Genomic DNA, 14405 nt, shown 5'->3' on the forward strand with positions numbered 1-14405 from the left:
CATCCCACATGCGAAGTCTGCTTTTAGAAAGTGACACTTACTTGTGAGATGTTTCACTATCGTTCGACATCACGCAGACTAGAAACATAATTCAAATACCAAGTTTAAATTTCGCGTTAACGATAGTAGCGACATCCTTTTTGTTTGTTATGCAAAAAGATATAGCGCAAAGCGTATTAAAACGCCCTAAATAAAAACCTACCTAAACTGCTTCCTCTACTGGCTTTTCTCGCTTGCTACCGTCGTAAAGTTCGTATTCTAACAATCTACAATCTAATTTTCCATTATAAAACTCAATTCTTTTCGACGCTCTTAATCCAATTTTCTTCGCTAAATCTGGGTTGCCGGTAAAAATATAACCGTTATAACCTTTGCAACTTTGCTTCATAAAATCGCCCATACGCTTATAAGTTGCTTCCAATTTAGAATGAACTCCTAAACGTTCGCCGTATTCTGGATTAAACATAATTACACCTTTACCCTCTGGCATTTCGGTGTCTGCAAAATCACAAGAGTAAAACTCAATTAATTGGTCTACACCCGCAGTCTGCGCATTTTTTACAGAAATATCTACCGCATCATCAGAAATATCTGTAGCGATAATTCTAAAATCAATCTTCTTTACAATCTGGTCTTTCAATAGCCTTCGCTCCGCAAAAAACACTTCCTCATCGTAACCTAAAATATGCATAAATCCATAGTTCATACGTAGCAAACCAGGTGCTCTTTTAGTCGCAATTAAAGCGGCCTCAATAGCCAAAGTTCCGGAACCACACATGGGGTTTACAAAGTTAGATTGTTGGTCCCAACCGGTTGCAAAAATAGTCCCAGACGCTAAAGCCTCCAACATTGGTGCTCTTCCTGGGATTTTACGGTAACTGTGTTTTGCTAAAGTTTCACCAGCGCTATCTATAAAAATCTCTGCTTTTTCATTCTTCCAGTAAAGGTGAATTACAGCTTTCGAATAATCAGAACCGGAATCTGGACGAATCTTATGTTTTTCTTTAATCCGATCTACAATTGCATCCTTAACTCTTAGGTTTGCAAACAGCGGAGTAGTGATTGTAGGGTTATCCACATTTGAAGTCACAGAAAAATATCCACTAAAATCTATCAAATTTTCCCATTCCAATTTCACCAGTTCTTGATGTAATTCATCATGGTTTTCGGCGTTAAATTCATGTAACCGGTAAAGAACCTGACTGGCACAGCGTAGATTGAGGTTCAGCTTGATACAGTCGTTAAGACTTGCTTTTAATTCGAGCCCAGTGGGAAAAACGCGGATAGGCTTAAAGCCCAAATCTACCACCTCTTTTTCGAGGTAAGTTGATAGTCTTTTGTTGCAAGTGATGATAACCTTTGCGGGAGTGTTGAAAACTTGATTCATATAGGCGCAAATTTACTGAAATAAATTTTAGAGATTTGGAACAGATTCAAACGATTTAATTTATGGATGTCAAAGGAAAAGTTCATTTCGTATCTGATGTAATTAATGTTACAGATACATTTAGAAAAAGAGAGTTAGTGGTAGAATTTGCTGAAAACCCTCAGTATCCCGAATTTGTGAAATTTGAAGCAATCCAAGACCGTGTATCTTTAATGGATGACGTTAAAGTTGGTCAGGATGTAGAAGTTTTCTTCAATTTAAAAGGAAGAGAATGGACAAATAAGCAAGGTGAAAAACAATATTTCAACACTTTGCAACTTTGGAAGGTTAACGTATTAGGCGCAGCAGAAGCTGGCTCTCAAGCTACACCAGCTTACGCACCACCAGTTGATATTTCATCAGCTCCGGGCGAAGATGACGACCTTCCGTTCTAAACAGCCTATTTTCTAATTACAATGCGATAAAAAGCGGCTTCAACATCCCACGTTGACCCGCTTTTTTTATGCCTTTTTTTCAGAGATTAATATGGGTTTGTCCTGGCGTTTTAACACGCTATACGTTTTATCTTTTTTTGTGTCCTTCGACACCGCTACCATTGACGTTATTTATAACTTCCTATTAATAGCAGAACGGTTTTGTCCTGCTGAGCCCTCCGACAGGCTCAGGATAAACTTAGTCGAAGCATAAAGCCCATCGCTCCCCTTCGACTCCGCTCAGGGTGACACCCCCTTGTATTGTTGATAAATCATGAGTTTTAACGTCATTTCATATTGATTTATATGAAATATATTAGACCTCAGGATGACAAAAAAAGGATGCCACTGCTGTCGTTAACGCAAATCCTTGGTGATTGAAAATAATTTCTAAAGCGAATTGCCATTAGGATTAAAAATTTTCATAAACCAATTACAATTTTACTAAATTCAGCCATCTAAACTTTCGGACTAAATTATGATGCCTGTAAAAACCTATGGAAGTGCAGTTTATGGTGTGGAAGCCATTAACATTACCGTTGAAGTAAACATCACCTCGGGCAGCAAATATTTTGTGGTGGGTTTGCCCGATAATGCGGTAAAGGAAAGTATTTTGCGAATTGAAAGCGCTGTAACTTCTAGTGGTTGCCGTATGCCACGACAAAAGATTGTGGTAAACATGGCTCCAGCCGATATCAGAAAAGAAGGTTCGGCTTATGATTTAACCATTGCAACTGGCATATTGGCAGCATCAAACCAAATTCCTTCCGAAGAAATTGGGCACTATTTAATTATGGGCGAACTTTCTTTAGATGGCGAAGTAAAACCGATTAAAGGTGCTTTGCCCATCGCAATCCAAGCAAAAAAAGAAAAATTTAAAGGATTTATTTTGCCTTTGCAAAATGCTAGGGAAGCTGCAATTGTTAGTGATATTGAAATTTACGGGATTAGCCATGTTAGAGAACTGATTGATTTTTTTGGAAAAGGGATTAAACCAGAACTCACCATTGTTGATACCCGCGACGAATTTTACCACGCCATAAACGATTATGACGCAGATTTTGCTGATGTGAAAGGTCAGGAAAATATTAAACGGTCTTTGGAAATTGCAGCTGCCGGCGGACATAATGCAATTCTAATTGGCCCGCCCGGAGCAGGAAAAACGATGTTAGCAAAACGTTTACCAACGATTATGCCTCCGTTAAATTTATACGAAGCTTTAGAAACCACAAAAATCCACTCTGTTGCAGGCAAACTCTCTGCTTCTGATGCGTTAATTACTCGAAGACCTTTCCGTTCGCCACACCACACAGTTTCTGATGTAGCTTTGGTGGGCGGTGGCACAAACCCACAACCTGGAGAAATTTCCTTAGCACATAACGGGGTTTTGTTTTTAGATGAATTGCCAGAATTTAAACGCTCGGTGTTGGAAGTAATGCGCCAGCCCTTGGAAGAACGCCGAGTTACGATTGCTAGAGCAAGAATGTCCGTAGATTATCCGGCTAGTTTTATGCTGATTGCTGCGATGAACCCTTGTCCTTGTGGCTATTACAATCATCCCGAAAAGGAATGCGTTTGTGGACCAGGAGTAGTGCAGAAATATTTAAGCAAGGTTAGCGGACCGTTATTGGACCGGATTGATTTACACGTTGAGGTTACTCCAGTTAATTTTGATGAACTAGCATCCGAAAGAAAAAGCGAAAAAAGCGAAGTCATCCGTCAACGTGTAATTGAAGCTCGATTGATGCAGGAAAAACGTTTTGAAGACCATGAGAATATTTACTGCAACGCACAAATGAGTCCGCAGATGGTTAGGGTAATCTGTAAAATTAACGATGCTGGTCAGCTTTTATTAAAACGGGCTATGGAAAAATTAGGATTATCTGCCCGAGCTTACGACCGCATTTTAAAAGTTGCCCGTACCATTGCAGATTTATCGCAAAGCGAGGAAATTGGTTTGGAGCATTTGGCTGAAGCTATCCATTTTAGAAGTTTAGATCGAGAAAACTGGGCTGGATAATGACAATCTGATTAAAAACTTTTTCATAGCTCTTTACGTTAATCTTGTAGAATTTAACAATAAAAATCATTTAATCTTTATTGAATTTATAAGATGAAAAAGTATATCAAATTATTAAGTCTCAGCTTATTTGCCATTATCATTTCGGCTTGCAATAGCAACGGGCAATCAAACAATACTAAAAACCAAAAAGATTTAAAAATGGACTTGACACCCCCAAAAGGGGAAGCCGTTGTAGCTTTTGCAGAAGGTTGTTTCTGGTGTAGTGAGCATATTTTTGAAGCTGTAGTTGGTGTAAACGATGTAATTTCTGGTTACGCAGGTGGCACAACTTTGAATCCTACTTATGATTTGGTAAACACAGAAACCACTGGCCATGCAGAAAGCATTCTGGTTTATTACGACCCAAAAATCATCAGTTATGATGAACTGGTAAAAGTTTTTTTCGCATCTCATGATCCAACTACCCCAAATCAACAAGGTCCGGATAAAGGAAGCTCTTACCGTTCTATCCTTTTTTACCAAACGCCGGCAGAAAAAGAGATTGCAATGAACGAGATTAAGCAAATCAGCGGTTCTGACCGTTTTCCCAAATCTTTAGTGACAGAACTGAAGCATTTAGATGCGTTTTATAAAGCCGAAGATTATCATCAGGATTATATCAATGGAGGAAAGGGACTCATGAATCCTTATGTAAAAGGTGTTTCTATTCCGAGGTACGAGAAATTTAAGCGAGAGTATAAAGGGAAGTTGAAGAAGGGTGCTTAGTACGGATCTGTTTTCACAAGTGACTTTTTTTGATTTAAAAGGTTCGACAAGCTGCGAACCTTTTAATTTATACTTACAGATTTGTTTTAAACCTATTTAGCGTAAGGAAAGTTTCTGCTTACTTTTCTCATCATTCTCTCAATCAAATCGTCGGTTGATGACATGATATTATCGTCCATCGTTTTAAAAAATCTCCACAATAGTTCCCCATCGGAACCATTATTTATCGTCAAAATAGACGTTCCAGATCCAGTTTTTCCCCCAAAGCCACCAAATACAACAGCACTAGCAATTGCGCCAGCCTCGGACTTTGACTGTTCAGATTCAAATGTTCCACCAATCACCGCGTCTGCACCTAAAGCCTTTGCAACTTCGTCTTTTGTAAACTCATCTAACTTGTCTAACATTCCAGCTTTTTTAAGTAGAATATTTGTTTTATCGACATCTTGGAAATCTACCGTGTAGTCCTTCTGCCTTCTCAAAAGAAACGTATACATACTATTTTGAACCGATTTGGACATGGAGTTTTCTTGCTCTTTATTTGCCTCGATACTAAAATTTTTAGGCTGTTTACGATACTTAATCGAAACTTTAAAAGGTAAAATAGCAACAATTTTATGTTTGGCGATTTCACTTTTCAATTTTGGGCTTTCAAAAATTTGTTTTGCTGATTCTTGCCCATAAGAATTTAGCGCTACACCTAGTGTAACAGCTAGCATAATTAGATATTTTCTCATATTGTTTAGTGAAGCGAAATTATAAATATTTCTTAACCTTCAAGTCTCAAAACGATTTTTTTTTTCGATACAGATTAATATTTATATTGTAGTGAACTATCAATTTAATATTTATCGATTGATAGCTTTAGATTATCACAATTAGAAAGGCCGATAAAATTAGGGTATACTGGCTGAGTCAATTTGAAGCCTGCTAACGGTAGATGACAGCACTACTTACCGACTTGCTTTTTGGGTAACAACTTGAAAAAAACTAGACCAAAGCTTCTAAAGAATACAGAAAAGTTCCGTTAGACTTACAGACCAAATATCACAACCAGAATCAGTTTTTGACATTCATATTAAATAATAAAAGTACTTCAATACTTTTATTAAGAAAATAAACCTACCTTTACTTCCATATTAATCACCCAAATCAAATAAACAATGGAAAATACAACAGAAAACATTTTAGATGTTACCAAACTAGCACCACAACAAAAGCACCCTACAATTTTCGAGCGTTACGATAATTTAAGCGCTGGCGAATCGCTTATACTTCACAACGATCACGACCCAAAACCACTTTATTACCAATTGGTAGGTTTACGTGGCGATGTATTTACTTGGGAATATTTAGAACAAGGTCCCGCTTTATTCAGAATTAAAATCACTAAAAAATAATAACCATCATGGAAGCTGTATTAGAAAACATTTTAAACGTTACACTTTTAGAACCAAGGGTAAAGCACCCTACAATTTTTCAACGTTATGATGACCTGGCAGAAGGCGAAACTTTAACCATCCTCAACGACCACGATCCAAAACCTTTATACTATCAACTTTTAGGAGAAAGAGGAAACGTGTTTACCTGGGAATACTTAGAAGAAGGACCACAATGGTGGAAAATTAATATCCGTAAAAACATTGCGGGCGAAAACGAGGAAACCTTAGGAGAAATCGCTGTTAAAGACTTGCGTAAAGCAGAGATTTTCAAAAAATATGGAATAGATTTCTGTTGTGGTGGTAAAAAAACCGTAAAAGAAGCTTGTGCAGAAAAAGGCTTAGATGTAACCAAAATAGAACAAGAGCTACAACAGATTGACAAAGCTCCAATTACCAGAGGTGTACCTTATGACGAATGGGTAATTGATTTTTTGGCAGATTATATCGTGAACACACACCACAGCTATGTTAAAAAAAGCCTTCCTGATCTTTTGACTTACACCAAAAAAATTATGCAGGTACATGGTCATGCTCATCCAGAATTGGTAGAAGTTAGCGACCTTACCACCTCAATCGCCAAAGAAATGACTCACCATATGGGCGAAGAGGAAGAAGTAGTATTTGCTTATGTTAAAGAATTGGTAAAAGCAGATAAAGACACTGTTTTAGATACCGACAAAATCGCTGTTATCGCAGAAATGGAAAAAGAGCATGATGCTGTTGGTAGAATGTTGGAACGGATAAGGCTAATTACCAAGGAGTACACTTTACCAGCAGATAGTTGCGCCAGTTATGCACTTACTTTTAAATTGCTACAAGATTTTGAAGCCGATTTATTCCTGCACATCCATTTAGAAAACAACATTCTTTTTCCGAAAATGGTTAAATTACAGGAAAGTTTGCAAACAAACTAAGCTGAATTCCGTCGGGCTTTTGCCCGACGATAATAATTTGGAAATAAAAACCATGGAAAAGATAGATGTAAATTCGAAAATCGGGAAAATTATAAAAGCACATCCAGATGCACTGGAAGCAATTATAAGTATAGATCCGAAATTGGAAAAGCTCAGAAACCCGGTATTAAGAAAAATATTGGCCAACAGAACCAGTATTGCCATGGCCTCAAAAATGGTGGGACATAGCGTTGAAGCATTTTTCGCCAAGCTAAAACCTCTTGGTTTCGAAATCGATGGCGAAACGGCACCCATTGAAATTGAACAGCAAGACATTCCGGCTTTTGTTTTACAGATTACAAAAGAACAGGTTATTGATTTTGATGTCCGCGAACTATTGACTTCTGGTCAAGATCCTCTAAAACTAATCCTAGAAAAAGTACAATCGGTAAAAGCGGGTCAAGCGCTTAAAATCATCAATACATTTGAACCTATTCCCTTGGTTAAAATGCTCGAGAAAAAAGGATTTATCATTTATATCGATAAAGTAGCCGATGACCTGATTGAAACGTATTTTTACAAACCTAACGATGCTAAAGACCTCACAGAAGACCCTGTCGAAGCCACAGAAGGCAGTGGCTGGGGCGCTTTAATTACCCGCTTTAAAGATAAATTGGTAAAAATTGATGTTAGAGAATTGGAAATGCCCCAACCCATGCACACCATTTTAGGCGAGTTGGAAAACTTACCAAAAGACAAAGCGCTGTTTGTTTACCATAAAAGAATCCCTGTTTTTTTATTGCCAGAGCTGGCAGAACAAGGTTTTGAATATCGTATCCAAGAAATAAGCGATGGCGAAGTACACCTTTTGATTTATAAAGACTAAAATGTTTATAGCAGGCGCAAATAGTCCGATTAAAAACACCGATTATCGTGTGGTTCTTCCTTTTTATGCTTACGCGGCCTTGGCTTTTTTAGTTGCTACGGTGTTAATGATGGCAGATGTTGGTGCTTTTACGCAACATCATTTCAATGCAAAAGCTTTAGCCATTACACATACCATGGCTCTGGGCTGGGGCACCATGATGATTTTAGGTGCTAGCCATCAGCTGTTTCCAGTGTTAATTGAAGGTAAACTGCACAGCAATACCTTAGCTTATCTTTCCTTTATCTTTGGGGCAATCGGCATTCCAATGCTGGTATACGCCTTTTATACTTTTAATTTTGGGCTAGTAGCACAAGCCGGAGCAATCGCGGTTAATCTTGCCGTAATCAGTTACCTGGTAAACTTAACCATTAGCATTGTGCAAACTAAAAAACACAACGTACATGCCGTATCGGCTTTTACCGCTGTAATCTGGTTACTGGTGACAACGCTTGTGGGCTTGTTGCTGGTCTATAATTTTCAAACACCAATCTTTACACAGGCATCTATTCATTATCTATCGCTCCATGCACATTTAGGTATTATAGGCTGGTTTTTATTAATGATTATTGGTGTTGGCGCAAGGTTGATTCCCATGTTTTTAATCTCTAAATACGAGAATCAAAAAACCTTATGGTGGATTTATTGGCTCGTCAACGGTGGCTTAATCAGCTTTATCATCATTTTTATATACGGCGGCAATTTCCTAATTACTTTAATCCCTGTTGCGCTAATTGGCGCTGCAGTAATACTATTTGGCCGTTTTATCTACAAAGCTTATCAAAAAAGAATCAGAAAAAAAGTAGATGAACAGGTACAAACCTCTATGCTCTCCGTAGCTTTAATAGGCGTTCCCTTAGTCATCATTATAGGTGTAATCCTTATCTTTTCTACTTTAGGAAACCAGCAGTTTGTAACCCTATATGGTTTTACCATATTCTTTGGTTGGATTACCGCTATTATCCTGGGGATGACTTTTAAAACCCTCCCCTTCATCGTTTGGAACAAAGTATATCATGATATCGCCGGTTTAGGCAAAACACCAAACCCAAAAGAGCTTTTTAAAAATAATATCTTCATTGCCAATATCATCAGTTACCTTTTAGGCTTCGTAATTCTTAGCTTTGGAATTATCAACAGTAACATCATCGCGTTAAATATTGGTGCAGGGCTGTTACTATTAAATGCATTACTTTACAATATCAATGTATTCACAATTCTATTTCATCAATCAAAAATAAAATGAGCGTTGCCACAAATAACGAACTAAAAAGCACTATTGCTTTAACCGGTTTATACCACGTAATAGATCCAGAAATTGGATTGAATATTGTTGATTTAGGTTTAGTTTACGAAATTCAGTTTAATGAAGACGAACACGTAATCACGGTAATTATGACGCTTACTACACAGTTTTGCCCCATGGGCGAATCTATTGTAGATGCAACCAAGCAAGCTATGCAAGAAAGCTTTCTGGATTACGAGATAAAAGTAGAACTGATTTTTGTACCGGCTTGGAGCCCCGATATGATTTCTGAAGAAGGTAATACATTTTTAAACGGATAAAATATGTTAAGCAATACTTGTAAAACTGCGATAAAAGCAGTGATCTACCTAGCATCAAAAGAACACCAGAATGAGAAAGCTGGTGTAAAAGAAATTGCGCAAAACATCGACGCAAGTGAACATACCGTGAGCAAAATTTTGCAAAATTTAGTCAAACAGAAAATCATAAATAGCATAAAAGGCCCAACAGGTGGCTTTTTTATTTCCGAACATCAACGCCAGCAACCCATTATAAATATCATCAATACTATTGATGGGGTTGATGTTTTTACCGAATGTGGTTTGGGCTTAAGCAAATGTTCATCTACACATCCTTGCCCCATACATGATCAATACAAAATAGGACGAGAAATTTTACAGACCATATTTACACAAAACAGCATCAATGTTTTATGCGAGCCTGTAGAAAACGGTTTGGCGCATTTAATAGGTTAGTGTTTACATTTTTTCCCGATGTTTATTTAGGGCGCTTTTACACGCTTTCCGTTATATCTTTTTTGTCTCCCGGGCGCTTAGTCCAAAACAACAAAAAAGGATGCCACTGCAATCGTTAGCGCAAAAACAAGCGCTAGAAAACAATTTTCACTGTATTAAAATAATTAAATAACATACATTATGGACAATCAATTATTCCCAGAGACTACTGCAGAACTTTTAGAAAAAAAAGGAAAACTAGCTCCAGAAAATCTAGAAGCTTGGCGAAATTTCAGTAAAACCGTATTTAAAGCAGGTGCGCTTAGTGAGTAAACCAAACAATTAATTGCTATTGCCGTTGCACACGTAACCCAGTGCCCTTATTGTATCAGAGCGCACACCAAACAAGCCATGCGAAAAGGTGTAACCAAAGAAGAAATTATGGAGGCAATTTGGGTAGCTTCAGAAATGCGGGCAGGCGCCGCTTATGCCCACGCAACAATTGCAATGGACGAAATGGAGAAATTCGGTTAATATTAAGGAAAACCTGTACCATTAACCAATATCAGTCCTCCTACTTTTAGCTTTATACTTTTGACTTAATACTTTACACTTATTCCAATACTAGCATGGTTTATGAGCGACTCATATCATCATGAATCATCAACAAAAAACCATTTGGACAGTTGGGCATTCAACCCATAGCGCAAACGAGTTTCTCAGTATTTTACAACATTACCATATTGAACTATTGGTAGATGTGAGACGTTTCCCAGGTTCAAGGAAATTTCCATGGTTTAATCAGAATGTGTTAAAAAGCTTTTTGAGCGATAATGGAATTAATTATGTTCATCTTGGAGATTTAGGCGGAAGACGTAAACCTAGTGTAGATTCTGTAAATACAGTTTGGCGGCACCCTGCGTTTAGAGCTTACGCAGACTTTATGGAATCTGATGAATTTAAAGTAGGTATTAAAGAACTGCAAGAATTAGCATCCGTACAAAAAACGGTAATCATGTGCTCGGAAGTACTTTGGTGGCGATGTCACCGTTCTATGATCGCCGATTATTTAAAAGCACATGACTGGGAGGTGATGCATATCTTGTCAATAGAAAAATCAACCGAGCATCCATATACACAGCCTGCAAAAATAGAAAACGGCGGGCTAACCTACCATTGAGCAATAATTTAAAATTAAGCAATCATGAAAACACCAACTTATTACGACACTGTTAGCGAAGCGATAAACGAACTCGCCAAAAAAGGCTATACCACAGATTTTGAAGTGCTGAAAGAACACGACTGTTTGGTTTGTAAACAAACAGCACAACAACTTTCTCCAGATGAATTTGTGATTGATGAAACCCATCGTTTTGAAGGCGAAACCGACCCTGGCGATGAAATGATTGTTTATGCAATATCTTCGCAAAAACATGGCGTAAAAGGAATTGTTATCAATGGCTATGGCACTTATGCCAATCCCGATGTTTATAAAATAGTGGAACGTTTAGAGAAGAAAACATCAGTAAAAGAAAAGCCCATTAAACGCAGTGAAACTCTAAAGCCATTGAGCAGAGAGCATCACCATGCTTTGCTATTGTGCTGGAAAATAAAAAACGGCTTTAACAAAGGCGCTTCTGCCGAAAGGATAAAAAAATATGCCGACTGGTTTTTTGAGAATCACCTTCTACCGCATTTTGATATTGAGGAAAAATATGTTTTTACTGTTTTAGGCGATGAGCACCCCATGGTAAAACAAGCGAAAGCAGATCATCAAACTCTAAAGCAACTTTTTACAGCAGGTAATAGTTTAGAAAGTGACCTGCGCAAAATTGAAGAAACGCTACAAAATCACGTAAGGTTTGAGGAACGTACTCTGTTTAATGAAGTTCAAAAATACGCTACAGCAGAACAACTGAGTGACATTGAAATGTTCCATGTGGAGGGTAAATTTATAGATAATGTGGAAGATCCTTTTTGGGAGTAAGAGCCTGTTTAAAATTTATATTGTAATTTTTTATAGGTCTCTTTTGAGCAAGAGAGCGCCCGCTACGTTGAGGTCTAATATATTTCCTACAAATCAATATGAAATGACGTTGCTTATTTGTTGGTAATTCTTTTTGATCTCGCCATTGAAATTAATCTCTTGACAATAATCCTCGTAGAGGCTACCGCTTTGTAAGTCAATATATGACAGAAAGGCTCCGTAGGAGCTACCCAGCCCGCTTTGTAGATAAAAGACTGCAAAGGGTAGCTCCTAACGGAGCAAATACCTATATAGTAGCCGAGGTAAAAAGCGGTAGCTCCTAACGGAGCAGGACAGGATCTAAGTATTTAAATTAGTTTTATAACGTGGGTTATTTAGTTGTTAATTTTTCCAGAAACGGAATTGTTTTTTAGGGAACTCAATACGACTTAATACGACTTAATACGACTTAATAAAATAAGCCTAGCTTTAAGCATGAAAAAATTTATCAGCCTTCTTTTCCTAACCGTGTTTGCAATTGCTGTAAATGCACAAACCAATGTTCTAATTTTTAGTAAAACAAATGGCTTTAGGCATAAGTCTATTGAAAATGGTCAAAATATGTTTAAAACCTTGGCAAAAGAACACAACTGGAAACTTACATTTTCGGAAGACTCGCTGATCATCAACAACAAAATTCTGGCAAAAACCAAAGTATTAGTCATTTTAAATACTACGGGAGATATTTTTGGAAGCAAGGAAAAGAAAGCGCTACAAAAATACATCCATAAAGGTGGTGGAGTGGTAGCAATACATGCCGCTACCGACACTGAAATGGAATGGAAATGGTACGTTGACATGGTTGGTGGCGCTTTCAAAAGCCACCCTAAGCAACAAAGTGCAACCATAAACATCGTCAATCATGATTTTAAGGCTATGCAGCATTTTGATAAAACTTGGATCCATTTTGATGAATGGTATAATTTTAGAAATCCGGTTAACCCAAATGCAATAGTATTGGCCACAGTTGACGAAAAAACTTATGAAGGTGGAACAATGGGTGCGCATCATCCAGTGGTTTGGTATCAAAACTATGATGGTGGCAGAGTTTTTACCACCACTTTAGGACATACCAAAGAAAGTTATACAGATGCGGATTTTGTAAAAATGATAACGGAAGCGGTGATTTGGGCGGGTGGAAGAAAACCTAGATAACGCTATTTAGTTTAAAATCTTAAAATCCCACTGCAGTTTTTTAGTCTGGATTAATGTTCGCCAATTGATAAAAAAAAGGCAAAACAACATAACAAGTCCTAAAATCAAACCGGCTACAGACTGCCAGGACATTGCACCATCTATTAAACTCTGGGTATTCTTTGAGGCATAGTCGCTTAAATGTATGGCAACAGTATCACTTGTAAACTTCCCAACTAAAAAAGCTGGAATAATGTATCGTGGTTTTAATTTTGAGATTCCAGCTCCCAAAAAAAGTGGCGTAGTAGGCAGAGGCAATAACGAGTACGCAAGTACAACCAGCTGACCTTTCCAAACTTTCTCTCTCATGGTATCTCCCAAAAATTGAATATCTTCATTTTTCGAACTTTTTAGATACTTTTTAGCCAAAACTGGTGCATACAGAAGCAAAATATATCTTCCAAATACCGACCCGGCGACTCCTATTATAATAACTAGCCAAACATTTAAATCAAATATAATCTGGAAAAACATCATGATTGTAAACGCCGGCGGGAAAGGGAATGGCACAATATCAAACAATAGTGCACCTAAAAAAACGAAAATATACTGCCACCACATGGTTTAAAAAATTTGTTTTAAGAACATTTTACTTGATTTGGTACCGCTATTGAATTCCATAAACAGATCAAATGTTTCGAACACTACCTAAAATCAATCGAAGATATAACTTTAATTAGTCCCTTGATTATTTCATAAGTTTTTAGATAGAAGCCTTCCACAAATTACGGTTTCATTTGAAGATGTTTCAGCCGTTTCCCGAGCAAGCCTTTGTACCCAACCAACTCGAAACCTAAGCTCAAATACAATTTTTCGGCGTTTGGATTTTCTTCGTCCACTAATAAACCAAGCGTATATTTATTATCGTTAACGTATGTTTGAATGATGTATTTTAAAAGCTTTGTTCCAATGCCTTTCCCTTGATGTGTAGCACTTACTCCTATTGTATCGATATAATATTCGCCTTGTGCTGTCTCCTTCTCGGGATTAAACTCCTTTGCATAACACTGTTTGAGGTAAGCTAGAACAGGCGCTCTTAGTTGTTCTAATTTAGCGCCGTCGTAAATATTTAATGTGCCTATAACTTCGTTTTCTTCTTCGGCTACAAAACAGTTTTTATATGAATATTGATTGTTTTCCTGTTCCACAAAATATCGCAAAAAAGCTTTTGCTTTGGTGGAATCCTTGACCCCGATGAACCCATAAACAACATCTTGCATAGCAAGGAGCATATGTGCAGCAATAATTTCGGAGTCCTGTATGGTTGCTTTTCTGATGATCATTCTGATTGTTATTT

The 14405-nt window shown here is 37.5% G+C and carries 18 protein-coding genes; 14 read left to right on the forward strand and 4 right to left on the reverse strand.

The features are described 5' to 3' along the window. Positions 1 to 202: 202 nt before the first annotated feature. On the reverse strand, positions 203 to 1387 hold the full coding sequence (locus B176_RS0118415) for a THUMP domain-containing class I SAM-dependent RNA methyltransferase (protein WP_017260316.1): 1185 nt from the start codon (positions 1385 to 1387) through the stop codon (positions 203 to 205). A gap of 62 nt (positions 1388 to 1449) precedes the next feature. Here B176_RS0118415 and B176_RS0118420 point away from each other — a divergent pair, with 62 nt between their 5' ends. The 3 genes from B176_RS0118420 to msrA all read left to right on the forward strand — a co-directional run bounded on the left by B176_RS0118420 (position 1450) and on the right by msrA (position 4648). After that, a complete protein-coding gene (locus B176_RS0118420) occupies positions 1450 to 1821 on the forward strand; it encodes a DUF3127 domain-containing protein (RefSeq protein ID WP_017260317.1) in 372 nt (123 codons plus the stop codon). Positions 1822 to 2341: 520 nt separating this feature from the next. Further along, the gene (locus B176_RS0118425; protein ID WP_026063449.1) at positions 2342 to 3880 is read left to right on the forward strand and encodes a YifB family Mg chelatase-like AAA ATPase; all 1539 of its coding nucleotides are present in this window, start codon (positions 2342 to 2344) and stop codon (positions 3878 to 3880) included. A 93-nt stretch (positions 3881 to 3973) separates the two neighbouring features. After that, entirely contained in the window at positions 3974 to 4648 is a 675-nt protein-coding gene (gene msrA, locus B176_RS0118430) for a peptide-methionine (S)-S-oxide reductase MsrA (RefSeq protein WP_017260319.1), read from the forward strand. Positions 4649 to 4740: 92 nt separating this feature from the next. Here the strand turns inward: msrA and B176_RS0118435 are convergent, their stop codons facing one another. Beyond that, positions 4741 to 5385 (reverse strand): hypothetical protein, encoded by a 645-nt coding sequence (locus tag B176_RS0118435; protein ID WP_017260320.1) that lies wholly within the window; start codon positions 5383 to 5385, stop codon positions 4741 to 4743. A 426-nt stretch (positions 5386 to 5811) separates the two neighbouring features. On the opposite strand from B176_RS0118435, the gene B176_RS0118440 reads away from it, so the two are divergent. The 11 genes from B176_RS0118440 (at position 5812) to B176_RS0118490 (ending at position 13069) form a co-directional block, all read left to right on the forward strand. Next, positions 5812 to 6048, forward strand: coding sequence for a DUF2249 domain-containing protein (locus B176_RS0118440; RefSeq protein ID WP_017260321.1), 237 nt, complete (start codon positions 5812 to 5814; stop codon positions 6046 to 6048). 8 nt (positions 6049 to 6056) lie between these two features. Continuing rightward, complete coding sequence (ric, locus tag B176_RS0118445) at positions 6057 to 7004, forward strand: iron-sulfur cluster repair di-iron protein (RefSeq protein WP_017260322.1); 948 nt, start codon at positions 6057 to 6059, stop codon at positions 7002 to 7004. Positions 7005 to 7056: 52 nt separating this feature from the next. After that, positions 7057 to 7869, forward strand: a complete 813-nt coding sequence (locus B176_RS0118450) for a DUF2249 domain-containing protein (protein ID WP_040540912.1) — start codon at positions 7057 to 7059, stop codon at positions 7867 to 7869. Between the two features lies 1 nt (position 7870). After that, entirely contained in the window at positions 7871 to 9154 is a 1284-nt protein-coding gene (locus B176_RS0118455) for a hypothetical protein (RefSeq protein ID WP_017260324.1), read from the forward strand. Continuing rightward, positions 9151 to 9474, forward strand: coding sequence for a metal-sulfur cluster assembly factor (locus B176_RS0118460; protein WP_017260325.1), 324 nt, complete (start codon positions 9151 to 9153; stop codon positions 9472 to 9474). Before B176_RS0118455 ends, B176_RS0118460 begins: the two co-directional genes overlap by 4 nt. A gap of 3 nt (positions 9475 to 9477) precedes the next feature. Further along, entirely contained in the window at positions 9478 to 9909 is a 432-nt protein-coding gene (locus B176_RS0118465) for an RrF2 family transcriptional regulator (RefSeq protein WP_017260326.1), read from the forward strand. Positions 9910 to 10089: 180 nt separating this feature from the next. Next, positions 10090 to 10221 (forward strand): hypothetical protein, encoded by a 132-nt coding sequence (locus B176_RS21515; protein ID WP_017260327.1) that lies wholly within the window; start codon positions 10090 to 10092, stop codon positions 10219 to 10221. A gap of 12 nt (positions 10222 to 10233) precedes the next feature. After that, on the forward strand, positions 10234 to 10422 hold the full coding sequence (locus B176_RS21315; protein ID WP_202803363.1) for a carboxymuconolactone decarboxylase family protein: 189 nt from the start codon (positions 10234 to 10236) through the stop codon (positions 10420 to 10422). Between the two features lie 121 nt (positions 10423 to 10543). Continuing rightward, entirely contained in the window at positions 10544 to 11068 is a 525-nt protein-coding gene (locus B176_RS0118475; RefSeq protein WP_017260329.1) for a DUF488 domain-containing protein, read from the forward strand. A 24-nt stretch (positions 11069 to 11092) separates the two neighbouring features. Further along, positions 11093 to 11875, forward strand: coding sequence for a hemerythrin domain-containing protein (locus B176_RS21320; protein ID WP_017260330.1), 783 nt, complete (start codon positions 11093 to 11095; stop codon positions 11873 to 11875). 474 nt (positions 11876 to 12349) lie between these two features. After that, complete coding sequence (locus tag B176_RS0118490) at positions 12350 to 13069, forward strand: ThuA domain-containing protein (RefSeq protein WP_017260332.1); 720 nt, start codon at positions 12350 to 12352, stop codon at positions 13067 to 13069. A 6-nt stretch (positions 13070 to 13075) separates the two neighbouring features. Here B176_RS0118490 and B176_RS0118495 read toward each other — a convergent pair whose 3' ends face one another. Both B176_RS0118495 and B176_RS0118500 read right to left on the reverse strand, forming a co-directional pair. Beyond that, complete coding sequence (locus B176_RS0118495; protein WP_017260333.1) at positions 13076 to 13669, reverse strand: hypothetical protein; 594 nt, start codon at positions 13667 to 13669, stop codon at positions 13076 to 13078. Positions 13670 to 13833: 164 nt separating this feature from the next. Beyond that, the gene (locus B176_RS0118500; RefSeq protein WP_017260334.1) at positions 13834 to 14391 is read right to left on the reverse strand and encodes a GNAT family N-acetyltransferase; all 558 of its coding nucleotides are present in this window, start codon (positions 14389 to 14391) and stop codon (positions 13834 to 13836) included. Positions 14392 to 14405 lie beyond the last annotated feature (14 nt).

Origin of the sequence: Pedobacter arcticus A12 (assembly GCF_000302595.1) — a bacterium.
Taxonomy (GTDB): domain Bacteria; phylum Bacteroidota; class Bacteroidia; order Sphingobacteriales; family Sphingobacteriaceae; genus Pseudopedobacter; species Pseudopedobacter arcticus.